General features: G+C 40.4%; 12 protein-coding genes and 1 other annotated feature. All 12 genes read right to left on the bottom strand.

What is annotated here, in order from left to right:
* Positions 1-63 precede the first annotated feature (63 nt).
* The 12 genes from rplJ to LBN07_01285 all read right to left on the bottom strand — a co-directional run bounded on the left by rplJ (position 64) and on the right by LBN07_01285 (position 12,147).
* Positions 64-549, bottom strand: coding sequence for a 50S ribosomal protein L10 (rplJ, locus tag LBN07_01340; protein MDR0850110.1), 486 nt, complete (start codon positions 547-549; stop codon positions 64-66).
* Between the two features lie 20 nt (positions 550-569).
* Positions 570-708: a sequence feature (ribosomal protein L10 leader region), on the bottom strand.
* A gap of 44 nt (positions 709-752) precedes the next feature.
* Complete coding sequence (locus LBN07_01335) at positions 753-1,427, bottom strand: hypothetical protein (protein MDR0850109.1); 675 nt, start codon at positions 1,425-1,427, stop codon at positions 753-755.
* A 101-nt stretch (positions 1,428-1,528) separates the two neighbouring features.
* On the bottom strand, positions 1,529-2,218 hold the full coding sequence (gene rplA / locus LBN07_01330) for a 50S ribosomal protein L1 (GenBank protein MDR0850108.1): 690 nt from the start codon (positions 2,216-2,218) through the stop codon (positions 1,529-1,531).
* Positions 2,219-2,451: 233 nt separating this feature from the next.
* Positions 2,452-2,889: a 50S ribosomal protein L11 gene (rplK, locus tag LBN07_01325; protein ID MDR0850107.1), complete on the bottom strand. Its 438-nt coding sequence runs from the start codon at positions 2,887-2,889 to the stop codon at positions 2,452-2,454.
* 125 nt (positions 2,890-3,014) lie between these two features.
* Positions 3,015-3,539 (bottom strand): transcription termination/antitermination protein NusG, encoded by a 525-nt coding sequence (gene nusG, locus LBN07_01320; GenBank protein ID MDR0850106.1) that lies wholly within the window; start codon positions 3,537-3,539, stop codon positions 3,015-3,017.
* Position 3,540: 1 nt separating this feature from the next.
* A complete protein-coding gene (gene secE, locus LBN07_01315) occupies positions 3,541-4,011 on the bottom strand; it encodes a preprotein translocase subunit SecE (protein MDR0850105.1) in 471 nt (156 codons plus the stop codon).
* Positions 4,012-4,029: 18 nt separating this feature from the next.
* Positions 4,030-4,179: a 50S ribosomal protein L33 gene (gene rpmG / locus LBN07_01310; protein MDR0850104.1), complete on the bottom strand. Its 150-nt coding sequence runs from the start codon at positions 4,177-4,179 to the stop codon at positions 4,030-4,032.
* Positions 4,180-4,421: 242 nt separating this feature from the next.
* Complete coding sequence (locus LBN07_01305; protein ID MDR0850103.1) at positions 4,422-4,943, bottom strand: hypothetical protein; 522 nt, start codon at positions 4,941-4,943, stop codon at positions 4,422-4,424.
* Between the two features lie 63 nt (positions 4,944-5,006).
* The gene (locus tag LBN07_01300) at positions 5,007-6,431 is read right to left on the bottom strand and encodes a hypothetical protein (GenBank protein ID MDR0850102.1); all 1,425 of its coding nucleotides are present in this window, start codon (positions 6,429-6,431) and stop codon (positions 5,007-5,009) included.
* Positions 6,432-6,811: 380 nt separating this feature from the next.
* Positions 6,812-7,885, bottom strand: a complete 1,074-nt coding sequence (gene prfA / locus LBN07_01295) for a peptide chain release factor 1 (GenBank protein ID MDR0850101.1) — start codon at positions 7,883-7,885, stop codon at positions 6,812-6,814.
* 171 nt (positions 7,886-8,056) lie between these two features.
* On the bottom strand, positions 8,057-9,820 hold the full coding sequence (gene prmC / locus LBN07_01290) for a peptide chain release factor N(5)-glutamine methyltransferase (GenBank protein ID MDR0850100.1): 1,764 nt from the start codon (positions 9,818-9,820) through the stop codon (positions 8,057-8,059).
* A gap of 50 nt (positions 9,821-9,870) precedes the next feature.
* Positions 9,871-12,147 (bottom strand): SpoIIE family protein phosphatase, encoded by a 2,277-nt coding sequence (locus LBN07_01285; GenBank protein ID MDR0850099.1) that lies wholly within the window; start codon positions 12,145-12,147, stop codon positions 9,871-9,873.
* Positions 12,148-12,247: the final 100 nt, after the last annotated feature.

Genomic DNA, 12,247 nt, shown 5'->3' with positions numbered 1-12,247 from the left:
ATCCGCAATGATTTTTTGCAGGAACGTCCCTGCGTGATATTTTTATTTTTTTATGTCTGTTTCTTACGCACCTTTTTTTGCCACCGCATCGAGAGCACGCGCAAGAGCTGCAATCGGTGCATTAAGCATACCGAGCAGCTGAGCAATAAGAACTTCTTTGCTGGGAATTTTCGCCAGAGCTTCTGTCTCGGCTGACGACAAAACTGTGCCGTTTAAAATTCCGAACTTAATGCCAAGCTTCTGATATTCTTTGCCCGCCTTATAAAGTATTCCGGCAGCGGTGGTTTCATCGCTTCCAAACACTACTGAAGTTGTGCCTTCTAAAAGCTTTACGTCATAGTCCTTAATTCCGGCTTCATCAAGTGCACGCATAACCAGACGGTTTTTATATACCTTATAAGCTGCACCGCTGTCTCTCAGTTTTTTTCTAAGAGTAGTGTCCTGCTCAACGTTAATGCCCTTATAGTCCACAAAAATTACGCTTTTGCTCTTTTTAAGGTGCTGTTTTATCTCTTCAACAACAACCTTTTTTGCATCTATATTTGCCATATATGTCCTCCTTCTTTAAAATTTCTATCAAAAAATCCTACGCCGAAATAAGCATAGGATTTTAAAACACAGTTTTAAACTCATACTTACCTCGGCAAGCAACCATAAAGTTTTACGGGTTTCCCCACTTGCTGTCTTTGGCAAAAGATTTTTAGATATTCAAATTATACCACAAAAAATATTTTTGTCAAGAAATTTTCACATTATTCAACAGCACCCTTAGCCTGATTTGCATTTAAGGCTTCTTTCTCGGTTGACAAACTTGAATTATTATTAAAATAATTATTAATCTCTTCCATACTTACTTCAGCCTGTCCGTCATAGGCAAATTTAACAGCATCCTGTATAATCTTATAATTCTTATCCTCTCTATAACAATACAGGCAGTTTTCAGAGTTTTTCAACACATGCTCTTTTATTTTCTCTATTCCCAAAACACTTTCATACATAAAAGATGCCTCAAAACCCAATTTACTTTTATCTTTATTTGCATCTTTCCGTGTTAAATATGCCTGCCTTGCAGTATCTAAATCTGTATCCAAATAAATTATTTTTTGTTCGGCAAAATTAAAGTAATCGGTAATATAATCTATTCCATACATACTGCGTACGCCGCTTATTATACAAATATCAGCATTCGACGACAACACCTGTTCCTTTATATCCTCACAAAAAGTTTCATAAGTAAACTTTTTTAACAAATATGCTCCCGGATAAAGAACCATGGCAGCTCTGCTGTGCAGTTCCCAATTTCCTTGACGCGCCTTGTTATATGTGGGTGCTACATCAAAATACAAAGCATTACCGCCCTTAGCCATAATATTAGATAGTGTTGTTTTACCGGTTGCTTTGCGCCCCTCTACAAAAACTACTCTCATACCCGCTCCTATTTTTAATATATCATAAAACACAGCAATGTACAATACTTAATTTATAAGAACAAAAAACTAAGCACTGTTTGCTTAGTTTTTATAAAATATTAAACTGCACTTTTATAGTTTACTTTAACGCCCGGCCCCATAGTGCTGGTCAGAGTTACGCTTCTAAGATAAATACCCTTTGCACTTGCGGGCTTTGCCTTAATGAGCGCTGCCATAATCATTTCAAAGTTCTGAAGTAATTTTGAAACACCAAAGCTTGCCTTTCCGATACCTACATGTATTATGTTGTTTTTATCAAGCCTATACTCTACCTTTCCGGCCTTAACCTCGTCAATGGCCTTGGCCACATCAGTGGTAACAGTTCCGCTTTTTGGGTTTGGCATAAGGCCTTTGGGTCCCAGAACCTTGGCTACACGTCCTACCACACCCATCATGTCAGGAGTAGTTATACACACATCAAAGTCCACCCATCCACCTGTAATTTTGGCCACGATTTCTTCGGCTCCTACAATGTCAGCACCGGCCTTTGTGGCCTCATCTGCCTTGTCGCCTTTGGCTATAACCAAAACCTTCTTGCTTTTTCCCGTTCCTGCCGGAAGCACTACCGTGCCCCTAACCTGCTGGTCGGCGTTACGGCTATCTACACCAAGCTTTACGTGAAGCTCAACAGTTTCATCAAACTTTGCCTTGGCGTTGCCTAGAACAATCTTAAGTGCTTCAGACTGCTCATAGCTTTGAGTTTTTTCATAAGAACTCAACGCCTCTTTCATTCTTTTTGCTATTTTCATTTTTTCCTCCTGTGGTTAGCGGGCTATAAATATTGTTCACCCTCCCACTTTCTTTTTTCCACCTTTTTTCCTCAAAGGTAGTTTATGAGTGTCATTGAACCATTCTCTGCTCAGGCTGGTGTATAGGGGTATCACCGAACAATTCTGCAGACCACGCAGTGGTCGAAGCCCTAGTGAAGTGATACTTCCCGTACAACCGGCCTTTTATGCCAAAGTTTGGTAAAATGACACTTTTAGTCAACTAATCCGATACCCATACTCTTGGCTGCGCCAACGATTTCGTTTACAGCTGCCTCAAGACTGGCTGCAGTAAGATCCGGCATCTTGGTTTTTGCAATCTCTTCTGCCTGAGCGCGGGTTATGGTTGCAATTTTGTTTTTTCCGGGCTTAGCCGAACCCTTTTCAATCCCCAGAGCTTTTTTGATAAGCACTGCGGCGGGCGGGGTTTTCATAATAAAACTAAAGCTGCGGTCAGCGTTAATAGTTACAACAACAGGGATAACCAAACCTGCCTTGTCAGCGGTTTTTTCGTTAAACTCCTTGACGAAACTCGGAAGGTTTATTCCGTGCGGCCCAAGGGTTGAACCTACGGGCGGACCCGCGGTCGCCTTTCCTGCCGGCAACTGCAGTTTTACAATTGTCTTTTCCGGTTTTGCTGCTTTTTCTGCCATAATATTTTTCCTCCTTTGTGGTTTTAGCAAAATGCATAAAAATTTACATTTCTCCCACTTTATTAAATAATCGCCTATTTTTTAAAAGATAGTCCTATATTTCTATGTTTTTCCTTTATACTCATCTAAATCTTTCTAATTTGACTGAACTCCAAATCAACCGGAGTTTCTCTGCCAAACATTTCAACGTTTGCCTTACATCTTTTGCCTTCAAGGTCAACTGATATTACAGTTCCCACAAAGGTGTTAAGCGGTCCGTCTATAACCTCGATTTTGTCGTTAGGTTTGATGTCTATGTCAACGGTTATCTTTTCAAGTCTGAGCTTTCTTATCTCGTCCTCGGTCAAAGCCAGCGGGCGCCCCTTGGGTCCTACAAAGCCTGTTATTCCACGGGTTCTTGTTATGTTGTGCCAAATGTCATCGCCATATATCATCTTAACTATAAGATAACATGGCATAACCTTTCGCTGAACAAGCTTCTTTTTTCCGTTGCGCTCTTCAATGGTTTCTTCCATAGGTATGATAATATCAAATATGCGCTCGGTCATGTTATACTTTTTTATAACCATTTCAAGGTTTGTCTTTGCAACATTTTCATACCCTGAAAACGTGTGCAAAACATACCACTTTGCATCTTCTCTTACGCCCATATTACCCCCCTATTGCACCTATAAATAAATTATATAGCCAGCCCAGGAGCGAGTCAAAACCAAAAAGAACCACCGTAAAAAACAGCACCACCGCAATAACCACACCTGTGCTTTTTACTACCGTTGAAAACTTTGGCCATGTAACTTTTCTAACTTCGCTACCTGTTTCCTTAAGTCTTTTTACAAGTGATTTGCGCTCTCGTTTAGGCTTGCTTTGCTTTTTTAACTGTTTTTCACGCTCCGCTTCAGCCGCGGCTTTCGCGGCAAGCTTGGCTTCCTTGTTTTGGGCACGGAGTTCGGATTTTGTTAAAACCACGCCTTCGTTTACATTGCTGACCTCTTCTTCAACTTCAATTGTCTCAGCTTCAACTTCGGTCTCTTCGGTTTCAATCTCCTCTACTTCAGCCTCGGGCGCAGCCGCAACCCCTTGAGGCAGTCTGGTTTTACCCTTACCCTTCTTCTTTTTAGACATAATTAACCCCTCCGGTTATTACTTGGTTTCCTTGTGTGCAGTGTGTTTCTTGCAGAATCTGCAATACTTGCTCATCTCCATTCTGTCCGGGTTGGTCTTTTTGTTTTTGTCAGTGTCATAGTTGCGTTGTTTGCAAACTGTGCACTCAAGCGTTATTTGCGTCCTCATAACCTTAAACCTTTCTTTTAAAAATTTGCACTCTCGGAGTTTCTCATTTTTTAGTTTTTAAAATACCAAAAAATTAACACCCCCGATGCGAGTGTTGAAACATTGTAACACACCAAATATATATTGTCAATTACTTTTTGTAATTTTACCAAAGTTTTCAGACTATTTCTGACAAACAAAACATTAAAGAAGTCCCTTATGATTAGTCTAAATCGGCGTGTAAAAAAGGCATCGCTGCCTTTCTATGGATATAACTTGCTTACTTGACCAACCTGATTAAACTGACTGACTTGACCGGAAACATCTGCTGATTTTCTTATAGCAGGAATCATTCTCCTATTTTCAATCAGATAATCTGTCATTTCTGCACGATTAACACTATTAACTCCCTCACAAGTCACAACCTTACCTTGTATATTGGTCAAACTCTCTTTTTGCCCAAACTGCTTATTATACTCTTGTGTCCATGCCCGCAATAATTCCGGATATTCTCTGAGAATTTTTTCCTGCACCGCACGTCCAAAGTTTTTTTCGTCCAACCCTATGTCTGAAAGCTTTCTGCTAATCATATTTGCCTCCAGCTGCCCTTTGCAAACCCCAGCCAAAAGAATATCTACAGGCGAACAATTGCTGCCAAACGGAACCATATAAAAGTTTCCGCGATTATCTCCATACAGCCTAAAATCCCGCTCACGACCAGAAATCGGGTAGCTAAAATCATAATAAGTATCAAATATTCTAAAATTACCTGCTCTGTTAACCATATTAAAAGCCCCCCTCCCTGAAATCATTATTATTTTATCAAAGTAATGTCAATCTGTCAATAGTCATTTTATTTGTGTTGGAATGGAAACGGGAGCAGTAGGCTCCATCTTTCCTCCACCTTTTAATTTCAACACCGGTTTCTGCGGTAGCTCAATTACTACTTTAGGAGGTTCTGTAACCTGAGGCTGCTGCGTTTCTTGCATACGCCTTCGCATCATTTGATACATAAATATGTCGGCATAAGGATTACCCTCATCCTTCTTCTTTGGAGCAGGTTTTTTTACTCCCCCCCCACCTCCGCCGCCGCCAGCTTTTTTTGCACCACCGGCCTTAAACTGCCCTCCTTTGCTTGGTGCCTTTGCAGGCTTTTTAACAGGTTTTGGCTTGGGTTTTTGTTTGTCTGATGCAGCTCCTGCTGCTTTTTCCTTCTCTTTTTCTCTTTTAATCTTAAGCATTGGCTTCAATGTGCTCGGAGCCATCTTTTTAAGTGCCGCTTCTTTGCCGCTTTTCAGAATCTCCAACCGCGTTTTTATTTCGGCGGGTGTCACCTTCCGTCTTGCATTCTGATAAGCCCAATCCAGAGTGTCGGTTCTTATGTTGATTATATTATTAAAAACCTTTCGCACCTGCGGGTCCGCCAAATCTTCTTTTGCGGTAATATTATTCATCGCTGCAAATAGTATATCATTTAATACCTTATAACGTTCCTTTCCCGAAAGCTTTTCAAAAACACCCTTTCTTTCTTCAAGTCTTTTTATAAAAGCACTGAGCACTCTCTTTCCATACCCGCCCTGAGACTTTAGATATTCCATTATCTCATCAAAGGCTTTCTTTTCAAGGAATAACGCTTCATCGCGCATATTTTTTGCAAGCATCTTAAGATAAAGCTTTCTGGAGGCAATAGCATCAAATTCGCCGTTTTCAAACCGCTGACCGGCGTCATCGTCATCAGGCTTTTCATTTTCTAAAATATTAAACCTTAGCAGCATTTCGTTGTGCGTAGGTGTAACCTTTATAAAATTTATGCTGTCTATTTTTTCTTCATAAACCTCAAGATATGAGCCGCCCTCTTTATATACCTTTTCAACCAGATAAAGCCTTGCCCCATTGATATTAACCACAAGCTTAAATTCCAAGCTTAAAATATCGGGTATATTTGTTTTTAGCATATAGACGTCACTTTGATTTTCGTGATCCACCACTTTTTCAGTGACAACTTTAGGAAGGGAGCGCAGCTCATTTAAAATCTCAGACTCTATAATATATTTTCCTTCCCGATCATATATGCCCAGCCTGCTGCTGTTGATAACCTCAATTCTCTGACCCGGGCGGCAAACTTCTATGACGTCCATATCTTTTATTTCTTTTTCTTCGGGCGGCTCAGCAGGCTTTTCATCCTCAGGCAATCCCATAAGCTTTTCTAAAAGCTCACGGTCGGAAGCTCTCAGCTGCTCAATAGTGTCTTTCTCTTTTTTTTCTTCTGCCACAGTATTACCTCCTTTTATAGTCTCATTCAGCATTATTATAACACATTTTTTTCACAACTATAGTAAAATCTGAATACCGGCACAGTTGTGTTGAAATCTGCGTTCGCTAGACTTTATTTATGTAATTGGTTTACTCCAGCTAAATTATAAAATAACTGAAGTTATGTTAAAAGCTTAACTCTGTTAGTCTTTGTTCATTCAAGCATGACACTGACTTAATACGTTAAATTATAACATAATATGCTAAAAAATACAATAAAGAAAACCACCAAAGGCGGTTTTAATTTACAAATTATATTTTTAACAGCTCAGCTTCAACAAAGTCTTTCATTTCAGAAACCTCCATTACAATGTGTTAATATATAGCTCTCTTTATAGTTTCAGTCAATATTCAAATTTTCAAGCTTGGCTTTTTGGTCAGCCATATGAAGCTGAGATATAAGCTCTTCAATGAACCCATTCATAAAGTCAGTAAGATTATAAGCCGTATAATTTATCCTGTGATCAGTTATGCGCCCCTGCGGAAAGTTATATGTACGTATACGTTCGCTTCGATCCCCCGTGCCCACCTGCATTTTCCGGGTGTTGGCATACTCCTTATCTTTCTGACCCTGATAAAACTCATAAAGCTTGCTCTTTAAAATTGTCATAGCTCGGTCTCTGTTTTTAAGCTGGCTGCGCTCATCTTGGCAGGCCACAACCAGACCTGTTGGCAAATGCGTTATGCGTATTGCCGTTTCTGTTTTATTCACATTCTGCCCGCCGGCACCTCCGCTGCGATAAGTATCAATTTTAAGGTCCTTATCCAGAATTTCAAACTCCACCTCTTCAAGCTCAGGCAGAACAGCTACTGTTACAGTTGAGGTATGTACCCTGCCCTGTGATTCAGTCTCTGGCACGCGCTGAACACGGTGAACACCGCTTTCATATTTCAGGTTTGAATATGCCCCGCTGCCCGCAATGCCAATGACCGCTTCTTTTATGCCGCCAAGCTCACTTTCGTTAAGGTTCAAAATTTCCACCTTATATTTGTGACGCTCGGCATACATAGTATACATTCTCATAAGCCCATGCCCAAAAAGTCCGGCCTCATCTCCACCCGCTCCGGCCCTGATTTCTATGATAACATTTTTGTCGTCATTTATGTCTTTTGGCAGCAAAATTATCTTGGCCTGCTCTTCTAAGACCTCTATTTTGACTTTGGCATCACTTATCTCGGTTTTCAATAGTTCCGTAGTATCTTTATCGGGCCCTGTTTTAAGCAATTCTTCGGCGGCTTCTATGTCAAAGAAACACTGTTTCAGCTTCTTATAACACTCAGCAGCTTCTTCAAGCTCACTGTGTTCTTTTACCATTTTCTGCCAGATTTTTTGGTCGGCAATAATACCCGGATCGCCAATAAGGCCCCCGAGCTCATTATACTTATCAAAAATCCCCTTTAGTTTATCTAACATCTTTTATCCTTCATTTCAAATCTTTTTTCTCTCATGGAAGCATTGCAATACATCACTGAACAATCCTGCAAACCACGTATTTGTCCTAACCCCAGTGATGGGAAACTCGCTTAACTGCTCAGTTCCCCTTCTAAAGCCCCTAATGAAAGTTATTCACTGCGTCGCCTTACATTACTTTCTGGTTGCCTCGATTATACGCGGAATATTTGAATAATCATTAGTGACTTTTATATCCTTAAAGTTTTGTGTCAGAAGTTTCACAATCTCTTCCGCCTGCCCAATTCCTATTTCCAAAAATAGCTTACCGTATTCCTTTAAAAACTTTGGGGCCTCCGCTGCGAGTATCCTATAAAACTTAAGCCCATCGGCTCCTCCGTCAAGCGCCATAATCGGGTCATGCTCCCTAACTTCCTTGTCAAGGTTTTTAATTTCCCCCGTTGCTACATATGGTGGATTCGACACTATTATATCAAATCTTTTGGTCTCTTTCAAGTCTTTGAACATATCACTCAAAACAAAATTTACATTCGCCCCAAGGTTTATGGCGTTTCTGCGTGCAACAGCAAGTGCGCGCTTGCTGAAATCTACCCCTACAACAGATGCACTCGTGTTTTTAGCAACCGCAACAGCAATACATCCGCTGCCTGTGCACATGTCAAGCACATTAAATTTTTCTTTTTTCTTATTGACATAGTTTACCACTCTTTCAGCCAGAATTTCGGTTTCGGGCCGGGGAGATAAAACAAAATCATCAACATAAAACTCTTCCCTAAAAAATTCTTTACGCTTCAAAATTTTGTCAAGAGGAGTACGTGTAAGGCGCCTTTTTAAAAGCTCCCTTATTTTATTATAATCCGTGGGCCTCAACTTTCTTAAAAATAATATATCACTGCGCTTAAGGTTTAGAGCCTGAGCAATCAAGAGATCAGTTTCTGACGTATCATCAATGCCCGCGTTCAAAAGCTCAGTCTTAACCTCGTTATAGACCAAACTAAACTTTATGTCATCTTTTGCAAAGTCTTCTGCATTAAGCCCATTTATCTTGTCAAAATTAAGTTCCACAACTTCCTCCATAGCGGCTTCGGCAATCCTAAGGTGCTTGCTTTCGCACTTGGATATGCTAAACCAACTCAGCCACACAAACAGGTAGCTAAAATATCTCATCGGCACAAAGCGGCCTTTTGTATATTCTATAACAAAAAGCACTTCATAGGCAAGACAAATAATCAATATGCTGGCGATTATATTAAAAACAACCCCCAAAAGACCCGTGCCCAGAAATGTGAGAACGGGAATCAACGAATAAATCAATATGAGGCTCAATATAAAAAAGTTGAAGGGAGATAGGGCCATATAGGGGCTTGCATACAAAACCTTTGAATACTTAAGTGAATTGCCGTAAGAATAAGCATTGCACACCTTGTTTACGGCATAATTATACTTAAACAATGTTTTGCTGACAGATATATTCTTTAACAAAACAAACAGCATAAATAAGCACGCTATCTTAAAAAACACACTGACTATAGTGAGCGTCTGGGTATCATTTACTCCAGCTAGAGACAACAAAAGATTGAACAGCATAGGGAAAACTATAAACACCCCCAAAATAAGGCAGGTACAGATTATATAAAAAGTGCGGCTGCGCTTTTCAAGAAACTTCCGGTTTTTGGCACTCTTTCGCGCAGCACTTACATCAAAATGAGTATATGATATGTCCAGCAGCCTAAACCACAGCCATATATAATAAAAAAACAAAATAATGCCACGGATAATCGGAACATGCTTTATGCCTCCCATAAACCGGGAGACCTTTACCGAATATACTTTAGTTTCAAGGTTGTTGAAAACCGCGTATGCTCCGAGTCCGTTCAGCACTACACATGCACCGTTTACAATTCCAAAACCCAGAGGAGTAAATTTAAACCTTTTCATATTCAGATTATGCCCAGAAATGGACTAATAATAACAAATATTAAATTTTTTCAGGCCGTTATACGGCAGACCAGCACAGTCATGTCGTCTTTTGGAATGTCGTGATTAAGCTCTTTAGCTCTATCCAAAATTTCTGCTGCCATTTCCTGCGGATTTTTGGTACTCAAATTATTTATATACTGCTGCAAATTTTCAGTGGTCTCAAAAGCGTCCGAAATTCCGTCACTTGTCAAAACTATCATATCATTTACTTCAACTCCGGTGCGGCTTATTCTGGGTTTAATGTCCTCTAAAATCCCAAGAGGAAGTGCCCCGCTTTCTATTATGTCAGTCATATTGCCATGCTTAATAAATCCGGCCGAGGCTCCAAGCTTTACAAAATCCACCAGGCCAAGGCTTTGGTCTATCACACAAACATCAAGTGCCGAAAACACATCACTTCTGCCGAGATTAAGCAGTCTATTGACACTACTGAGCACCGTATCGTTGTCAAAACCCGCTTTATAAAAATTTTCAATAAGCCCGATAGCGAGGCTGCTTACTTTCTGTGCCTCCTCCCCTGCTCCCATGCCGTCACAAACAGCCAGCAAAAATTTTTGATTGTTTATATTCGTCACCGAATGTGTATCCCCGCCCACAGCATCGTTATTTTTAAACGCCTGAGCAAGCCCAAAGGCCACCTGATATCTTGGAGCCACCTCAAAAATCATAGTGCTAAGTCCGCTGACTTCAGTGGGTCTGATATCTGTCAGCATAAAGCTGGCCCTACATATTTTATTAACAGTTTTTAGGATTTCACTGTTTTCAGCGTCAGTATTTTTAATGGCTATATTTATACCAAGCTTTTCGCCTTTCTTATAGACAAACACTTCATTAAGCGTAATTCCCAGATATTCAAGTTCATCCTTTATTTTCTGCGCCAAATCGTAGTCAAATTCAAACCTGCTGCCAACTTCGTCAGAAAGATTATTCAAAACCCTGCTAACTCCCAGAAGCTGTTCAGCAATCAAAACTCTGCTGCTGTCAAGATTTGTTATGGTGCTGCTATACTCTTTATAACTGTTAAGCAGTCCGTTTACTGCACTCACAAGCGTATTGACCTTAACGCACTTGGTGGTGAGAGTTTGAGGTATATCCAACAAAGTTATCTTACCCTTTTCAAAGCCGGTGTTAATAAGGCTTATAAACACGTCGTTAAATTCGCCGTTCATCTGTCGCAGGCACCTGGATTTTTCGGGACAATTGTCGCACACACCCTGAATAAGCTCGCATGTAAGCATTTTTTTAGCATCCTGAGCCGGCAGATTGCCTTTGACAAGGCTCCTAAAAACCCTGTCCATTTCATAAAACACATCAGCAGTCTGCTTCAAAGTTTTGCTCACTGCAACTTTGTTGTCTGAAACGATATTTTGAGTGATATAGTTTTTACCCTCATTTTTAGTAAACACACTCAAATGCTGCAGCCATTTTTCAGGCACAATCAAAATGAGCGAGCATGGGACCATCACAGCTACAATATCAAGAATACCAAAATTTGAGAACGCTCCAAAATACAGCCCCATCAGCACGGTAATTAAAGTTACGACTATACTTGAATAAAGCCTTATGCGTGTTTTAAAGATTGTACTAAGCAGCCCCATACTGCAAATCAGTGATATATATGCATGTTCCCCCGACCCAAACGCAAGCCCAAGCCCTATGCTCAGCGACAGCATAGCAGCATATCCGGTGGGGCAAGTATAAGTAACCAGAAGTATCACGCTTGCGGCCACAAGTAAAGGTAGGTTGAAATCTCCGATAATAAACCCGCTAAGGCCGCAAAAAAGGCCCATCAAAATTATACTTCCGCAAATGCCTTCGTCAGTGCTAAGACGTAAGTTTCTGCGTTTATTTAAAGCTCTTATAAAATGAAAGGATGATAGTGCAAATATCATATTAAATGCTGTTGAAATTATGCTGTATATCAAGTCACTACCCAACCCAAAATATAAAAACGGTATACTCGCCAGAGCACAATATAGGGGCAGCAGCCACGCCACACGCTTTTTGTGACTTTTGTGAATTATAGATATCAAAATTCCGATTATTGCTGCTGCGCAATAAATAATCGCTGTTTCAACCGAGATATTGCTAAGCACTCCGCCCAGCATAAAAGGTATGGTTATAAACAGCATATCACGCCTAAGAACTGCTACTGCAATATAGAGCCCCAGCCAAAAAGGATACAGTCCGCTTATTTCGGCGCACCCCAGCAGCCAAAACACCAAAAGCCACCCCAAAAATTTAAGCACGGTTTTAAATATCTTGTTATTAAAAGCTTCTACCATAACTTCACCTCATCTCTTATACTGTTTTTCCAATTCCATCTATATCAACAGGCAAACACTACTCACCTCTTTCCTCTTCCCTTACAAGGGCTGTGTATAT

Source organism: Christensenellaceae bacterium, from assembly GCA_031260975.1.
GTDB lineage: Bacteria > Bacillota > Clostridia > Christensenellales > UBA1242 > JAISKJ01.
Note: the sequence above shows the minus strand (reverse complement) of the source record. Positions and strands in the feature narration are given on the sequence as shown.

What these genes read in the sequence shown, in the direction of transcription:
- rplJ (MDR0850110.1), bottom strand. Translation starts at nt 549, where the DNA reads ATGGCAAATATAGATGCAAAAAAGGTTGTTGTTGAAGAGATAAAACAG.
- LBN07_01335 (MDR0850109.1), bottom strand. Translation starts at nt 1,427, where the DNA reads ATGAGAGTAGTTTTTGTAGAGGGGCGCAAAGCAACCGGTAAAACAACA.
- rplA (MDR0850108.1), bottom strand. Translation starts at nt 2,218, where the DNA reads ATGAAAATAGCAAAAAGAATGAAAGAGGCGTTGAGTTCTTATGAAAAA.
- rplK (MDR0850107.1), bottom strand. Translation starts at nt 2,889, where the DNA reads ATGGCAGAAAAAGCAGCAAAACCGGAAAAGACAATTGTAAAACTGCAG.
- nusG (MDR0850106.1), bottom strand. Translation starts at nt 3,539, where the DNA reads ATGGGCGTAAGAGAAGATGCAAAGTGGTATGTTTTGCACACGTTTTCA.
- secE (MDR0850105.1), bottom strand. Translation starts at nt 4,011, where the DNA reads ATGTCTAAAAAGAAGAAGGGTAAGGGTAAAACCAGACTGCCTCAAGGG.
- rpmG (MDR0850104.1), bottom strand. Translation starts at nt 4,179, where the DNA reads ATGAGGACGCAAATAACGCTTGAGTGCACAGTTTGCAAACAACGCAAC.
- LBN07_01305 (MDR0850103.1), bottom strand. Translation starts at nt 4,943, where the DNA reads ATGGTTAACAGAGCAGGTAATTTTAGAATATTTGATACTTATTATGAT.
- prfA (MDR0850101.1), bottom strand. Translation starts at nt 7,885, where the DNA reads ATGTTAGATAAACTAAAGGGGATTTTTGATAAGTATAATGAGCTCGGG.
- prmC (MDR0850100.1), bottom strand. Translation starts at nt 9,820, where the DNA reads ATGAAAAGGTTTAAATTTACTCCTCTGGGTTTTGGAATTGTAAACGGT.
- LBN07_01285 (MDR0850099.1), bottom strand. Translation starts at nt 12,147, where the DNA reads ATGGTAGAAGCTTTTAATAACAAGATATTTAAAACCGTGCTTAAATTT.